At 38.9% G+C, this 16157-nt stretch carries 13 protein-coding genes and 1 tRNA gene; 9 read left to right on the top strand and 5 right to left on the bottom strand.

Annotated elements, in window-relative coordinates:
* Positions 1–24 precede the first annotated feature (24 nt).
* The 3 genes from hslR (at position 25) to pckA (ending at position 3173) form a co-directional block, all read left to right on the top strand.
* Positions 25–438: a ribosome-associated heat shock protein Hsp15 gene (hslR, locus tag ACNARN_RS13410; RefSeq protein WP_100158535.1), complete on the top strand. Its 414-nt coding sequence runs from the start codon at positions 25–27 to the stop codon at positions 436–438.
* Positions 439–464: 26 nt separating this feature from the next.
* Positions 465–1349 (top strand): Hsp33 family molecular chaperone HslO, encoded by an 885-nt coding sequence (hslO, locus tag ACNARN_RS13405; protein ID WP_198629948.1) that lies wholly within the window; start codon positions 465–467, stop codon positions 1347–1349.
* A 204-nt stretch (positions 1350–1553) separates the two neighbouring features.
* The gene (pckA, locus tag ACNARN_RS13400) at positions 1554–3173 is read left to right on the top strand and encodes a phosphoenolpyruvate carboxykinase (ATP) (RefSeq protein WP_198620156.1); all 1620 of its coding nucleotides are present in this window, start codon (positions 1554–1556) and stop codon (positions 3171–3173) included.
* A gap of 172 nt (positions 3174–3345) precedes the next feature.
* Here the strand turns inward: pckA and ACNARN_RS13395 are convergent, their stop codons facing one another.
* Together ACNARN_RS13395 and ACNARN_RS13390 are read right to left on the bottom strand one after the other, a co-directional pair.
* Positions 3346–4047, bottom strand: a complete 702-nt coding sequence (locus ACNARN_RS13395; protein WP_109374170.1) for a pirin family protein — start codon at positions 4045–4047, stop codon at positions 3346–3348.
* A gap of 542 nt (positions 4048–4589) precedes the next feature.
* Positions 4590–5798 (bottom strand): NAD(P)/FAD-dependent oxidoreductase, encoded by a 1209-nt coding sequence (locus ACNARN_RS13390; RefSeq protein WP_416304557.1) that lies wholly within the window; start codon positions 5796–5798, stop codon positions 4590–4592.
* Positions 5799–6107: 309 nt separating this feature from the next.
* On the opposite strand from ACNARN_RS13390, the gene pitA reads away from it, so the two are divergent.
* Positions 6108–7607 (top strand): inorganic phosphate transporter PitA, encoded by a 1500-nt coding sequence (gene pitA / locus ACNARN_RS13385; protein ID WP_198620170.1) that lies wholly within the window; start codon positions 6108–6110, stop codon positions 7605–7607.
* A gap of 66 nt (positions 7608–7673) precedes the next feature.
* Here pitA and uspB read toward each other — a convergent pair whose 3' ends face one another.
* Positions 7674–8006, bottom strand: a complete 333-nt coding sequence (gene uspB / locus ACNARN_RS13380; protein ID WP_160230819.1) for a universal stress protein UspB — start codon at positions 8004–8006, stop codon at positions 7674–7676.
* A 406-nt stretch (positions 8007–8412) separates the two neighbouring features.
* Between uspB and uspA the strand changes: the two genes are divergently transcribed.
* Positions 8413–8844, top strand: coding sequence for a universal stress protein UspA (uspA, locus tag ACNARN_RS13375; protein ID WP_023583131.1), 432 nt, complete (start codon positions 8413–8415; stop codon positions 8842–8844).
* A 255-nt stretch (positions 8845–9099) separates the two neighbouring features.
* Positions 9100–10440: an NADP-specific glutamate dehydrogenase gene (gdhA, locus tag ACNARN_RS13370; protein ID WP_196533884.1), complete on the top strand. Its 1341-nt coding sequence runs from the start codon at positions 9100–9102 to the stop codon at positions 10438–10440.
* 76 nt (positions 10441–10516) lie between these two features.
* On the opposite strand, the gene rsmJ is transcribed toward gdhA, so the two are convergent.
* Both rsmJ and prlC read right to left on the bottom strand, forming a co-directional pair.
* Positions 10517–11263, bottom strand: coding sequence for a 16S rRNA (guanine(1516)-N(2))-methyltransferase RsmJ (gene rsmJ / locus ACNARN_RS13365; RefSeq protein ID WP_198626259.1), 747 nt, complete (start codon positions 11261–11263; stop codon positions 10517–10519).
* Between the two features lie 3 nt (positions 11264–11266).
* Positions 11267–13309, bottom strand: coding sequence for an oligopeptidase A (prlC, locus tag ACNARN_RS13360; RefSeq protein WP_416304556.1), 2043 nt, complete (start codon positions 13307–13309; stop codon positions 11267–11269).
* A gap of 241 nt (positions 13310–13550) precedes the next feature.
* On the opposite strand from prlC, the gene ACNARN_RS13355 reads away from it, so the two are divergent.
* The 3 genes from ACNARN_RS13355 (at position 13551) to ACNARN_RS13345 (ending at position 16115) form a co-directional block, all read left to right on the top strand.
* A tRNA-Sec gene (locus ACNARN_RS13355) sits at positions 13551–13645 on the top strand.
* Positions 13646–13819: 174 nt separating this feature from the next.
* Positions 13820–15031: a tyrosine-type recombinase/integrase gene (locus tag ACNARN_RS13350; protein WP_198620151.1), complete on the top strand. Its 1212-nt coding sequence runs from the start codon at positions 13820–13822 to the stop codon at positions 15029–15031.
* 163 nt (positions 15032–15194) lie between these two features.
* Positions 15195–16115, top strand: coding sequence for a hypothetical protein (locus tag ACNARN_RS13345; RefSeq protein WP_198629954.1), 921 nt, complete (start codon positions 15195–15197; stop codon positions 16113–16115).
* The last annotated feature ends 42 nt before the right edge of the window (positions 16116–16157 follow it).

Below are 16157 nucleotides of genomic sequence, written 5' to 3'. Positions count from 1 at the left end.
GAAGTTGAAGTTAAGGAGAAAGGGATGAGTCAACCATCACAAGAAAGTGGTGTCCGCTTAGATAAATGGCTTTGGGCCGCTCGTTTTTATAAAACGCGTGCCATTGCTCGCACAATGATTGAAGGTGGTAAAGTCCATTACAACGGTGTGAGAGGCAAGCCAAGTAAAATCGTTGAAGAAGGCGCAGAAATACGCCTACGACAAGGTAATGATGAACGGACGGTAACCATTCTCATGGTAAGTGCACAGCGACAAGGTGCTACACAAGCGCAGACACTCTATTGTGAAACACCAGAGAGTATTGCTAAAAGAGAAAAAATTGCTCTAGCAAGAAAAATGAATGCGTTAACAATGCCTCATCCTGAGCGTCGCCCTGATAAAAAGGAAAGACGCACCTTACTTCGCTTCAAACAGACAAATTTACAAGAATCGGATTAACCGATTCCCTGAAATGAGAGAAAGTTATGTCTAAAAAAGACGCTTTATCACGTTTTTTATTTGAAAAAAACGCGGTACGTGGTGAATTGGTCAATGTGACTGAAACCTATCAATCAATGCTTGAAAATCACCATTATCCTGAGCCAGTTCAATGCCTTTTGGGTGATTTGTTGGTGGCAACGAGTTTGTTAACAGCAACGCTTAAATTTGAAGGAGATATTACAGTTCAAATACAAGGCGATGGTCCAGTACGATTGGCGGTTATTAATGGCAACAATAATCAACAAATGCGTGGTGTTGCGCGTGTAGGTGATGATGTTAAGGCTGGAAGTACATTAAAAGAGATGATCGGTAATGGTTTTATGGTCATCACGGTAACGCCTGAAAAAGGTGAACGTTATCAAGGTATTGTTGCTCTTGATGGTGAAACTATTGAAGCATGTATTGATAACTACTTTAAGCAATCAGAACAGTTACCTACACGCGTATTTATTCGTAGTGGTATGCAAGCGGGTAAACCAGCCGCAGCGGGTATGCTATTACAAGTATTGCCTGCATCAGAAGAGTTCACAGCAGAACATACTGCTGAACATTTTGAATTGCTCACACAGTTAACGCACACAATTAAAGCTGAAGAGCTATTTACGCTAGATACTAAAGAGATCTTACATCGCTTATATCACGAGGAAGATGTCACTCTTTATGATCCTCAACCTGTTGAATTTCATTGCACTTGTTCACGTGAACGCTGTGAAAATACATTAGTAACATTGTCGAAAGAAGATGTAACTCACCTGTTGCAAGAACAGGGAAATATTGATATGGAATGTGAATATTGTGGAACTCATTATATCTTCAATGAGAATGATATTAATAATATCAATAAGTTGAGCGACTCTGAATTGCACTGATTCGATTTAGCAAGTCAGTTTTATCAAAAGGACGCCATTTTGCGTCCTTTTTTATTCAACAATTTTTCTGTAGTTTTGTGCATTAGCTCTCGTTCTTAACATAAAAAAATTATAAATTTTCAAAATATTGATAACAATCGCTGTTAATTACTCGTAACACCTTAATATTATTCGTAGAAAGGTCTATTTATCAGGAGCGAAACTATGAGCGTTAAAGGTCTTACCCCTAAGGATCTCCAGCAGTACGGTATTAAGGACACGAGTGAAATCATTTATAACCCAAGTTATGAACTGTTATTTAATGAAGAAACCAAGCCTGGATTAACAGGTTACGAGCGAGGTACACAAACCTCGTTAGGCGCTATTGCCGTTGATACAGGTATATTTACTGGACGTTCTCCGAAAGATAAATACATTGTTCGTGATGATGTTACTCGTGACACCGTATGGTGGGCTGATCAGGGTAAAGGTAAGAACGATAATAAGCCACTTTCACAAGAAGTGTGGACTGACTTAAAATCATTAGTAACCAATCAGCTATCAGGCAAACGTTTGTTTGTTGTCGATGCATTTTGTGGTGCGAATGCGGATACACGTTTGAAAGTTCGTTTTATCACAGAAGTTGCTTGGCAAGCGCATTTTGTTAAAAATATGTTTATTCGTCCTGAACAAGAAGAGCTGGAGAATTTCACACCAGACTTCATTGTGATGAACGGAGCGAAATGTACAAATCCAAATTGGAAGGCGCAAGGTCTGAATTCAGAAAACTTCGTTGCTTTCAATTTAACTGAACGCATTCAGTTAATTGGTGGTACTTGGTACGGTGGCGAGATGAAGAAAGGTATGTTCTCTATGATGAACTACTTCCTTCCTCTTAAAGGCATAGCTTCTATGCACTGCTCCGCAAACGTTGGCGAAAGTGGTGATGTTGCTATTTTCTTTGGTCTATCAGGCACAGGTAAAACAACCCTTTCAACCGATCCTAAGCGTAAGCTAATTGGTGATGATGAACATGGCTGGGATGATGACGGTGTGTTTAACTTTGAAGGCGGTTGTTATGCGAAAACAATCCACTTATCAAAAGAAGCCGAACCTGATATCTATGGTGCAATTAAACGTGATGCACTGTTAGAAAACGTGGTTGTGTTATCTGATGGCTCTGTTGATTTCGACGATGGTTCGAAAACAGAAAATACTCGTGTTTCTTACCCTATTTATCATATTGATAATATCGTTAAACCCATTTCCAAAGCAGGTCACGCTAAGAAAGTTATTTTCTTAACAGCGGATGCTTTTGGTGTGTTACCTCCTGTTTCACGTTTAACACCAGAACAGACGCAATACCACTTTTTATCAGGTTTCACCGCTAAACTTGCGGGAACTGAACGTGGTGTGACTGAGCCAACGCCAACATTCTCGGCTTGTTTTGGTGCGGCATTCTTATCTCTGCACCCAACACAATACGCTGAAGTATTGGTAAAACGTATGCAAGCATCAGGTGCTAAAGCCTACTTGGTTAATACAGGTTGGAACGGTACAGGTAAGCGTATCTCTATTAAAGATACACGCGCTATTATTGATGCCATCTTAAATGGTGATATTGATAAAGCACCAATGAAAACACTGCCAGTATTTGATTTAGAGATCCCAACCGCACTGCCAGGCGTTAACAGTGAAATATTAGATCCTCGTGATACTTATGCTGATAAAACGCAATGGGATACCAAAGCAGACGATCTTGCCGATCGCTTTGTGAAAAACTTTGATAAATATACAGACACCCCAGCGGGTCAAGCGTTGACTAAAGTTGGGCCAAAACGTTAATTTTTATTAGCATGAATAAAAACACCAAACTCATAGGATGTTTGGTGTTTTTTATTTGAGATCTTTGAGATAAAAAAAATCCCTGAAATGCGAGAAGATTTCAGGGAATAGAAAGAAAATAAAGTGAAATTGTTTATTAGAGAAAAAGTGACTTTAGAGGGTGATAACCCAACTATGCTGTTACTGGAGGTAAATCAAACAGTAAAATTTCACTGTCCTCATCACCAACGAAACGGATCATATCTTCATTTGCGATAGCCACACCATCACTGGTGGTCGCAATTATGTCATTAATCGTTATTTTGCCTTTCACAACTTGTAGCCAAACATTGCGTCCTGTTTCAGCTTGATATTGTGCTTCTTCACCTTTTTTCAGGTTCCAGCGCCATAACGTCATATCTTGAAAGACTTTTAAAGAGCCATCACGGGCATCTGGCGATAAAATAAGCTGTTTGCTCACTGTTGTATCAAAACGACGTTGATCGTAACGTGGTGTGATACCGACGGTGTTTGGCATAATCCAAATTTGGTAAAAATGCAGTCCTTTATCACTATTTGGATTATATTCTGAGTGAGTAATACCTGTACCTGCACTCATTATTTGAAACTCACCTGCGGGAACATTTTCTTTATTACCCATGCTGTCTTTATGCTCGATATTACCTTCAAGCACATAGGTTAAAATTTCCATGTCTTTATGTGGGTGAGTACCAAAACCTTCACCGGGTATTACGCGATCTTCATTAATCACTCGTAGTGCAGAAAATCCCATAAAATCACGATCGTAGTAATTTGCGAAAGAGAAGGTATGCCAGCTATCTAGCCAACCATGATTAGCGTGTCCTCTTTCATTTGCTTTGCGTAGATAAATCATAATGTGTTTCCTTCTCTGAAGTTGTTGAACACAGTTTACTCAATAGCGCAAAGTAAAAAAGCGGAGGAATTTAACCTGAAGATCCAAATAATTTGAATAAGAGAAAACAAAAACATCGAATAAGTTCTAGAAAAGAAAAAGCCAGCACCCGGCTGGCTAAAATAAAACACTGGAAGCAATGTGAGCAATGTCGTTCTTTCATATGACCCTGAAGGTGGTGCATCTGAAAGTGTTATTGATGATAATAGTTCTCAGTATCATTTGTAAAGCCCTTTTTTTAAGCAAATTAGAAAAAAGCGCTAAAAAAGTTTTAACTCACTGATTAAAGAGTTGTTTTATTTTAATAATTTTTTAAAACAGTAATATAACCAAATAGTTAACAATATTCTTTATGGGGTCATTTATAGGAAAAAGAAGAGAAAATGTGGCATAGAACCAGAGGAAAGGAAGGGATATAAGGTATTTTTAATCTCTACCGAGAAATACAAGAAGAAAAAGCCATCACTGATTGATGATGGCTGGCTTTTATTATGTGTAATTTATCAGTTTGTTGATTTTGGTGTTGAAATAAGGCTCTGCGCACAGGCATAAGCTGAACTCCACGCCCATTGGAAGTTATATCCACCTAACCAACCTGTGACATCAACCACTTCCCCAATAAAATAGAGTCCTTTTACTTTTGTGGCTTCCATTGTTTTAGAGGAAAGGGCACGGGTATCTACGCCACCTAGTGTGACTTCTGCGGTGCGATATCCCTCAGTACCATTAGGCTGAACTTGCCATTCTTGTAATAACGTTGCAATTTGCGTAATACGTTCATTACTAAGTTGGGTCAGGGAAACATCAGGTAACTGTTTATTTTCTATCATTATTTCAATAAAACGCTTTGGTAATAAGCGAGAAAGTGTATTTTTTAATAATTGATTCGGATGCTCTTGACGTTTTTCTTGGAGAAGGCTTTCAAGATCAATGCTTGGAAGTAAGTTAATACTTACATACTCTCCAGCTTGCCAATAACTAGAAATTTGTAAAATCGCGGGACCTGAAAGACCACGGTGTGTAAAAAGAATATTTTCTTTAAAGCTTGTCCCATTTTTTGCCGTCACAATGGCAGGTACAGCTACACCAGATAGTTGGCTTAATTGCTCAAGTTGGGGTTTATGCAGAGTAAAAGGCACTAAACCTGCGCGAGTGGGTAAAACAGAAAGCCCAAATTGTTCTGCAACTTTATAGCCAAAAGGAGTAGCTCCTAAACCAGGCATAGAAAGACCACCACTGGCAATGACCACCGAAGGTGTTGTGATCGTTTTTCCATCAACAAAAATAGTAAAGCCCACATCCGTTTTCTCGATTTGCGTGGCTTCACTACGTAAGCGAACACTTACTTTCCCTTTTTGACATTCAGTGAGTAATAAATCAACAATTTGCTGTGCTGAATCATCACAAAATAGCTGTCCTAGCGTTTTTTCATGGTAGGCAATGTTATGTTTTTGCACTAATTCAATAAAATCCCATTGTGTATAGCGAGCAAGTGCTGACTTACAGAAATGAGGATTCTCTGATAAGTACGCTGAAGGTTCGATATACATATTGGTGAAATTACAACGCCCACCACCCGACATTAGAATTTTACGGCCCGCTTTTTTGCCATTATCGAGGACTAAAACAGATAATCCTGCTTGTCCTACTAAAGACGCACAAAAAAGCCCCGCGGCACCTGCACCTATAATTACTGTATCGTATGATCCCACAATGATGTCTCGTTCTTGGTTTTCTCTGACAACTTAATCAATGATTTTCGCGTAAGATCAGAGTATTTTTGTAAAATTATATGGAGAAATCTGCATTTTTCACCTAAATTCTTATTAGCAAGGAAAAAAATTGTCAGAAATTTACTTTTTTTTTATTTTTATTAATTAAATGATATATAAGGAATTATCTTAAAAAGGTTCTAATTTTCTTGGTTATCAAATCAAAAAAAGGTTAAATTTCGCTTCCACCGTTCGCATTTGTCGCTGATAATGCGCCGCGTTCATGTCCAACTAACTGGCTTAACGTCTATGCTACATTTGTTTACTGACCTAGAATTTCACACAGGTTTGATGTTGGTTTTAGCACTGTTATTTGTGCTATTTTATGAAGCTATTAACGGCTTCCATGATACCGCAAATGCGGTAGCAACTGTTATCTATACTCGTGCTATGCGTGCGCAATTTGCGGTCGTGATGGCGGGTGTATTTAACTTCCTTGGAGTTTTGCTCGGTGGATTGAGCGTAGCTTATGCTATCGTTCACTTGTTACCGACAGATCTTCTGCTGAATGTGAGCTCAGCTCATGGCCTTGCCATGGTCTTCTCGTTGCTGTTAGCCGCCATTATCTGGAACTTAGGTACATGGTATTTCGGTATTCCAGCATCAAGTTCACATACGCTGATAGGTGCTATCATTGGTATTGGTTTAACAAATGCTATCGTGACAGATTCGTCTATCGTTGACGCATTAAACATACCAAAAATGATCAGTATCTTTCTATCACTCATTCTTTCACCAATTATCGGCTTGGTTATTGCAGGCGCGATGATTTTCTTACTGCGCCGTTACTGGAGTGGTACGAAAAAACGTCGTCGTATTCACCTGACACCTGCTGAACGTGAGAAGCAAGATGGTAAGCGTAAGCCGCCATTTTGGACTCGTACTGCACTGATTTTATCTGCAGTTGGGGTGAGTTTCTCTCATGGTGCAAATGATGGGCAGAAAGGTATCGGTCTTATCATGTTGGTATTAATTGGCGTGGCGCCTGCGGGCTTTGTCGTCAATATGAGTGCGAGCGGATACGATATCACCAAAACTCATGATGCAGTTGTGCACTTACAACAATATTATGAGAAACATCAGCCAGCACTACAGCATGCTATTGATAATACACCAGTAGTACCAGTACAAGCTGATGCTAGTGATACAGATTTCCATTGTAATAGCGCAAGAACGCCAATTGTTCTGAATCAAACAGAACAGATGCTTGCAAATATTAGCTCTTATGATGAGCTAACTGCAGACCAACGTGCTCAAATGCGTCGATTACTTATGTGTATCGCTGATACCGCAACAGAAGTGGCTAAATTACCAGAAACTAGCGCCCAAGATGCACGGTTCTTAAAAACATTGAGTCGTGACCTGCTAAACACCGTGGAATATGCTCCGATTTGGATCATTATCGCAGTGGCATTAGCGCTCTCTATCGGGACAATGGTAGGTTGGAAACGCGTTGCAGTAACGATTGGTGAGAAGATTGGTAAGAAAGGTATGACTTATGCTCAAGGGGTTTCTGCGCAAGTAACAGCAGCGGTATCCATTGGTGTAGCAAGTTATACGGGTATGCCTGTATCAACAACACAAGTTCTGTCATCTGCAGTTGCAGGTACGATGATTGTTGATGGTGGTGGTGTTCAATCGAAGACGGTGAAAAATATTGCACTGGCTTGGATCTTAACATTACCAGTTAGCATTGGTTTATCAGGTTTACTTTATTGGATATCACTTACATTTATTGTGAATAGCTGATAACAATAATTACCTAAGTTTGTTTATAAACGGTGACTTTTAGTCACCGTTTTTTATTTTTGTCACTTACCAAAAAAGCATGGCAATTAAACTTGCGACAGCCAAAATACAAAAACGGCTAACAAGATAAAATTGCCGATAAATCCGCTCACAACGCATAATGACTTCAGGATTATGATGACTGACGTATTGGCGTTGGTTGATATAGCGAATTAGTCTTAGTTGTTTTGAAAATTGTCCGTGCATAGTAAAAAATCCATTGCCATCCACAGATTGGTAGAGCAAAGGATCAGATTGGCGCAATATCGTGAGCAATACCCGAATAGATGAAAAATAACGCATCATATTAATCAGGCAAAGAATACATAGCGCCCAAAAGACAACAATGACATTAAACATAATCCCCTCCCTAGAATAATAGATTCTGAGATGAGAAAACCTTTACCAATAAAGGTTACTTTTTTCTCTAATTTAAGTTTAGGTGAAATTAAGCAATAAACAAAAGTGACTTTTTCAAGTTGTTTCCTTTTTCAGAAAAAAAGATAAAAAATAACTCTAAAAGGGTGTTTTTGTTGTTTTTTATACTCAATTCTCATTATTATGATGATATTGTCGGTGAATGACATCGTGCTAATGTAAAATGGTGTATATTGTTATTTATCGATAGATGCTTTCTTGATGAATTTGACATAAGTTGTGATCAAGGCGACATCTAATTTTCATCTTAAAACGTTATATTTAATACATAGGATTTAGGCTTAACAGCCTTTCCAACCGATTAATCAGCTTATGGAAGGAGTTCACGATGGCTTATAAGCATATTCTAGTGGCAGTTGATTTATCCCCTGAGAGTAACGTCTTAGTACAGAAAGCTGTATCTATGGCAAAACCCTATAATGCCAAAGTTTCCTTAATTCACGTTGATGTTAACTACTCTGATCTTTATACCGGTCTAATTGATGTCAACCTCGGTGATATGCAGCAACGTATTACTGATGAAACCCGTAACGCGTTAAAAGACCTCTCTGATAAATCAGGTTATGAAATTCAGGAAACCCTGAGTGGTAGTGGTGATTTAGGCCAAGTTCTGGTTGATGCGATTAAGAAATACGATATGGATTTAGTCGTTTGTGGTCATCACCAAGACTTCTGGAGCAAATTGATGTCATCAGCACGTCAACTAATTAATACTGTGCATGTTGATATGCTAATTGTTCCTCTGAAAGATGATGAATAATAATCGATTGCTTGTTTAAGCAAAAAAAATGCCTGCTTATGCAGGTATTTTTTTGCCTAAAATTCCTATTTTTCCTGCTTTTAAACCGAGTCAACCTTTTTTTTTTGTCTAATTATGAAAAAAATGTCTTGAAGTGTGAATGTATTTTAATGATATATTCAAGAAGCAAAACAACATCAACCTCACAAAACCCAAAAATATTCCGAATAAATGAGGTTATGCCAACATCACATTACACAAAAAAGGAATAGCTGAATGAATATATCTGGCTCATTATCTTCGTTTTTAGAAGGGGTAGAAAAATATAACGCTCATCAACCTGAGTATCATCAGGCGGTTCGTGAAGTTTTTACCACTTTGTGGCCTTTTTTAGAGAAAAACCCACAATATCGTGAACAATCATTACTTGAGCGCTTAGTTGAGCCTGAACGTATTATCCAGTTTCGCGTCTGTTGGTTAGATGATAAAGGACAAGTGCAAGTTAACCGTGCATGGCGTATCCAATTTAACTCAGCCATTGGACCTTACAAAGGTGGTATGCGTTTTCATCCATCAGTAAATCTTTCTATCCTAAAATTCTTAGGTTTTGAGCAAACATTTAAAAATGCATTAACTACATTGCCAATGGGAGGAGCCAAAGGCGGTTCCGATTTTAATCCTAAAGGTAAAAGTCATGGGGAAGTCATGCGTTTTTGTCAGGCTCTGATGACGGAACTCTATCGCCATTTAGGCGCTAATACGGATGTTCCTGCTGGTGACATTGGTGTAGGTGCTCGAGAAGTCGGCTTTATGGCAGGCATGATGAAAAAGCTGTCTAATAGCAATGAATGTGTATTTACAGGTAAAGGTCTTTCATTTGGTGGTAGTTTAATCCGCCCAGAAGCTACTGGGTATGGTTTAGTTTACTTTACTAATGCGATGCTTAAACGTCATGGTATGTCTCTTGAGGGAATGCGTGTAGCGGTTTCTGGCGCGGGTAACGTTGCACAGTTCACTATCGAAAAATGTTTAGAGTTAGGCGCTAAAGTAATAACAGCATCGGATTCAGGTGGTACTGTGGTTGATGAAGCTGGATTTACTACTGAAAAACTCGCTCGACTCACTGAAATTAAAAATAATTATGGTCGTGTTGAAGAGTACGCAAAAGAATTTGGCTTAACGTATCTTGAAGGGCAACAACCTTGGGCTGTTCCTGTTGATATTGCTTTGCCTTGTGCAACACAAAATGAGTTAGATTTGGAAGCGGCTAAAATACTTATCAAAAATGGTGTGAAAGCCGTTGCTGAAGGCGCGAATATGCCAACAACGATTGCAGCAACGGATGCCTTTACTGAAGCGGGTGTCCTGTTTGCGCCAGGTAAAGCTGCTAATGCTGGTGGTGTTGCAACCTCTGGTTTAGAGATGGCACAGAATGCGGCACGTTTAAGCTGGAAAGCAGAGAAAGTGGATGCTCGCTTACATCACATTATGTTAGATATTCACCATGCTTGCGTGAATTACGGTGGTGAAGGTAAGCAAACTAATTATATCCAAGGCGCGAACATCGCAGGCTTTGTTAAAGTCGCTGATGCAATGCTGGCACAAGGCGTTCTGTAAATTTTATCTATTCTGAACGGGTGTTTAACACCCGTTAGATTTAAAATTTATTTATTTTTTCCTAATGTGTAAGTGATTACACACAAGGATAAATATCAAAACGGTGATTTTTTGTAGTTACATTGGCGTGTGCGGGCTGATTATTTAATGGTTCTGCATAATCAGGGCGTTTTACCACAACCCTTTTTTTAGCTAACGTCATTGCTGGTTCTAATAGTGCATCTGCATCTTCATCGGCACCTACTAAAGACTGAAATACTCGCATCTCTTTTTTCACTAATGCGCTTTTCGCTTTATGTGGATACATAGGATCAAGATAAACTACATCGGGTGCTGGTGTGATTTCTGTCAGTGCTTGAGCTGAAGAGGCGTGGATCAGTGTCATACGTTCTTGCATCCATTCACCAATATCAGGATCAAGATAAGCTCGTTTTAAGCCGTCTTCAAGCAACGCCGCGACAACAGGGTGGCGTTCAACCATTCTCACCTTACAACCAATAGAGGCCAATACAAACGCATCACGACCAAGTCCCGCTGTTGCATCAACTACATCAGGTAGGTAGTCTTTTTTAATGCCGACCGCTTTTGCCACAGCTTCACCTCGACCACCGCCAAATTTACGACGATGCGCCATGGTGCCTTCCACAAAATCGACATAAATACCACCCAATTTAGGTTCATCTTGTTTGCGTAATTCAAGGTGAGTAGGTGTTAACACTAATGCCATAATTTGCGTTTCATCGTGAACTAAGCCCCAACGTTGCGCTAAATCAGATAAGGCGCTGTTATCAGCGCCTTCTTCACAAAGTAAACAGATATTCACATATCATCCTTTAATGCCGTAGCCTTTGAGCATAGCATCAAGTTTCGGCTCACGACCACGGAAGCGTTTGAACAGCTCCATTGGCTCTTCTGAACCACCACGAGTTAAAATATTATCAAGGAATGATTGACCCGTTTCGCGGTTAAAAATGCCTTCTTCAGAGAAGCGAGAGAATGCATCTGCTGCCAGTACATCAGCCCATAAATAGCTGTAATAACCTGCTGCATATCCACCTGCAAAAATATGGCTAAAGGCGTGAGGAAAACGCGCCCAAGGTGTAGAAGGAACCACGGAAACTTTCTCTTTCACACTGTTTAAGATTTCCATAATACGCGCTCCTTTCGATGGATCATATTCAGCGTGTAAACGGAAATCAAACAGACCAAATTCCAGTTGACGTAACACAAACATCGCTGACTGATAATTTTTTGCTTTAAGCATATTATCAAGCATTGCCTGTGGTAATGGTTCACCAGTTTCATAATGACCCGAAATAAAGGCTAACGCTTCTGGCTCCCAACACCAATTTTCCATAAATTGGCTTGGTAATTCAACAGCATCCCAAGGCACGCCATTAATGCCTGCAACATCTGCCGTATCAATCTGAGTTAACATGTGATGTAAGCCGTGACCAAACTCATGGAATAGAGTGGTTACTTCATTATGAGTAAACAGTGCTGGTTTATCGCCTACTGGCTTATTGAAGTTACAAGTGAGGTAAGCAACGGGGTTTTGTAGTGAACCGTCAGCATGACGCATTCTTCCTACGCAATCATCCATCCAAGCGCCACCACGTTTGTGCTCGCGTGCATATAAATCAAGATAGAAGCTACCACGTAAAGTGTTGCTTTCATCATAAAGCTCAAAGAAACGGACGTCGTCATGCCAAGTTTCGATGTCGTTACGTTCTTTGGCTGTTAAACCATAGATACGATAAACGACTTCAAATAAACCACTTAAAGCACGTTGTTCAGGGAAATAAGGGCGTAACTGTTCATCATCGATTGAGAATAGGTGTTGTTTTTGCTTTTCGCTGTAATAAGCCAGATCCCACGATTCGAGTTTATCAACACCATAGTGTTCTTTTGCAAATTGAGTGAGTTCTGCTAATTCTTCTTCACCTTGTGGATGAGCGCGTTGGGCTAAATCAGTTAAGAAGCTAATTACTTGCTCAGGAGACTCTGCCATTTTAGTAGCAAGGGATTTTTCAGCGTAATTTTTAAAGCCTAGCAGTTGAGCGAGTTCATGACGTAACGCTAAGATTTCCGCCATAATTTCACTGTTATCCCACTGACCAGCATTTGGACCTTGATCAGAGGCGCGAGTACTATAAGCAATGCTCATCTCTTTTCGCAGTTCACGGTTATCTGCGTAAGTCATAACTGGTAGATAGCTTGGCATATCAAGTGTTAACAGATAGCCTTCTTGCTCTTTAGCTTGTGCAATTGCTTTTGCTGCATCAATCGCACTTTGTGGCATACCAGATAGATCGTCTACATTGGTAATTAATTTAGACCAACCCATTGTGGCATCTAATACGTTATTGCCGTATTTCGCACCTAATTCTGACATACGCGCACTAATTTCACCAAAACGCTGTTGTTTCTCTTTTGGTAAACCGATACCTGATAATTCAAAATCACGCAGTGCATTTTCAACCGCTTTTTTCTGAGGTTGAGTTAATGTGTTGAAATCTGCACTTTCTTTAATGGATTTATAAGCTTGATATAAACCTTCGTGTTGCCCCATCCAAGTACTAAATTCAGACAATAGCGGTAAGCTTTGTTCATAGGCTTCACGCAGTTCTGCACTATTTTTAACTGAGTTTAAATGGCTAACAGGAGACCAAACTCGAGACAGTTTATCGCCAGCTTCTGCTAACGGTTGGCAAAGGTTATCCCAGTTAAATTGAGTATTATCAGCCAATAATTTTTCAACTGTTTCACGGTAAGTTGCTAAGACTTCTTTAAGAGCGGGAACAACGTGTTCTGGTTTGATAAGGGAAAATGCAGGTAATCCCGTTGTGCTAAGTAATGGATTTGACATAAAAAACATCCTGTATTTAGGTTTGCAGCGGCGTAAAACACACCACTGAGTTTATTCGTTATAGAGAGTAAGATGAGGATGAAACCGCATAAGTTCAATAGTATCGCGGTAATTATCCGAGGTTTTACTCAAAAATGGGATTATTTTATTTGAAAGAGCTTTTATTGATTTGATGCACTTGGGATTAAAAATAATTCAGCGTATAATCATCCCGTTATTTCCTTTTGACCCATTCAAAAATGGAAGATCATCGTCCCCGGTGGGGCGGCTGGACTTCAAATCCAGATGGGGCCGCCAGCGGTCCTTGGCAGGTTCGACTCCTGTGATCTTCCGCCACGCCTAGTTTACCAATGTCTATTAAAGTCTACTTTCTCCTTTAAAATCAATGTTATTAGTCTAATTCAAGTATACTAAGGTATTCTGAGGACTACCCAAATATACGACCATTTGTGTATAATTTTGTGAGTAGAATTTTCTATACACTTTTTCCTATACACAATTGAGGTATTTATGAAGCTTACGGATATGGTAATCAAGAAGGCGAAGCCTAAGGATAGGGCATACTCTCTTGCTGATGGAAAAGGGTTATCATTATTAATTGAGCCTAATGGTTCTAAAGGTTGGCGTTTTCGTTATCGTTTTGAGAGTAAGGCTAAAATGCTTTCTTTTGGCATTTATCCAGAAGTGACTTTATTGATGGCTAGAGAAAAACGTGAAGCTGCTAGAAAGTTACTTATGGAAGGTATTAATCCCAGCGATGAAAGAAAAGCTAAAAAAGAAAAAATTGAAAGGAAAGTAACTCATTCTTTTGAAAACGTAGCTAGGGAATGGCATAAAGCAAAATCTGATAGATGGTCGTTAAAGTACCGTGATGAAATAATAGATACATTTGAAAAAGATATTTTTCCATTTATTGGTGGCAAAGAAATTGCAGAAATAGAGCCTTTGGAATTACTGGAAGTGCTCAAAAAAATTGAAGCAAGAGGGGCGCTAGAAAAAATGAGAAAAGTGCGTCAGCGATGCGGTGAAGTCTTTAAATTTGCCATAGTGACTGGACGTGCAAAGTATAATCCTGCACCAGATTTAGCAAGTGTACTTACCCCGCCAAAGAAAAAACATTTCCCTTTTTTAAGCGCTAAAGAGCTACCTTTCTTTTTACGTGATCTATCTGGTTATACGGGGAGTTTTATTACTAAGACTGCCACAAAAATATTAATGTTAACTGCTGTGAGAACGCAGGAACTCAGATTTGCTAAGTGGGAATATATAGATTTAGAAAATGGAATATGGGAAATTCCTGCTGAAATTATGAAGATGAAACGCCCACATGTAGTACCTCTCTCATTTCAATGTATTGAACTTTTTCAATCCCTAAAACCAATCAGTGGAAGTTACCCATTAGTATTTATTGGTAGGAACGATCACAATAAGCCTATTAGTAAAGAAAGTATTAATCAAGTTATTGAATTATTAGGATATAAAGGAAGATTAACAGGGCATGGATTTAGGCATACCATGAGCACAATATTACATGAACAAGGTTATAATAGTTCGTGGATTGAAACCCAACTTGCTCATATAGATAAAAACTCGATTAGAGGAACATATAATCATGCTCAGTATATTGAAGGTCGCAGAGAGATGCTTCAATGGTATGCGGATTATATGGATGCGTTAGAGAATGGTGAGAATATTGTTCATGGTAATTTTAAACGTGCTTAAGTCACCAGTATTTATAATCAGAGTAAGTTAGTAAATAGTTGGTTTTTCTTGTTTGCGTGACAATAACTCAATCAAAATATGATTATCTTCTATTTGTTTATTTGACTTAGTTATTTTAAAATAGCTTTTGTAGACGTCAATGGACTGGAGGATACTCAAGGGTATGAGTTTAGATATTTTAGAAAATAGGAAGTGGCTAAATTTAAAGGAAACTGTTCGATTACTTCAAAAAAAAGTGGATGCGTCAATCCGCTTATCTGATGTGGCAAGGTTAATTGCAGATAAGGATATAAAGCCCTCTATTTTCTTCCGTACACCTGTTTTTGCCAGAGAAGTCAAACTGGAAGAAAAACCTCTTTCCTATTTATTAGCCGAAATAGAAACGGCATTATCCTGCAATCGCCATTTGTTGAGTGAAGAAACCATTATTGCGGAAACGCTGGTCACACACGCCACACCTATTAATCAAAATATTATCCGTATAAAAGATGTATGGTCAGTATTACCCGTAGGTATTACGCTTCATGAAGCAGAGAGAATATATAGCGAAGAAGAGCAGTTATCATCCCCTTGTCGTTCTCTTTACGATGTAAAAGGGATCATTGTGAGTGATTTAGATAAATACTATCAAATCGTCACGCCTTTTGATGTTCAGCGAGAATTGATGGAACTCGTCCAACTGACTAAAGCGCAAAATATCACGGATAATGGTTTTTTGAATGGTCATATTGCTAAATTGAAAGAGATTAGGGATAAATTAGAAGCAAATAGCGCTTATGAATCACTGATGCCCTGCATTTCATTACCTCCTAATGCTTATTTAGCATTAAAAAGAGAAGATATTAATGATTTTATTCATTCATGGTGCCAGCCAGAGAAGAAAATATCATCTAAAACAGCAAATGCTCAATCTGAGTTTATTTATGGATTAATCCGTACTCAATACGGTATTGATGTTGCAGAAAATCCTAGAAGACATATTGAAGGGAAAGCAGGCGTGATACGTCTCGCTTTTGAGAAAGAAGGATTATCTTTGCCGAGTGGGAATACTGTTTCTGGCTGGATAAAAGATATTATTTCGTAATATTACGAACTATTTTTGTAATATTACAATATAGCCTATCAA

Origin of the sequence: Proteus sp. TSJ240517 (assembly GCF_047921575.1) — a bacterium.
In the GTDB taxonomy this organism is placed as follows: Bacteria; Pseudomonadota; Gammaproteobacteria; order Enterobacterales; family Enterobacteriaceae; genus Proteus.
The sequence above is the reverse complement of the archived record's forward strand: the minus strand, read 5'-3'. Positions and strand labels throughout refer to the sequence as shown.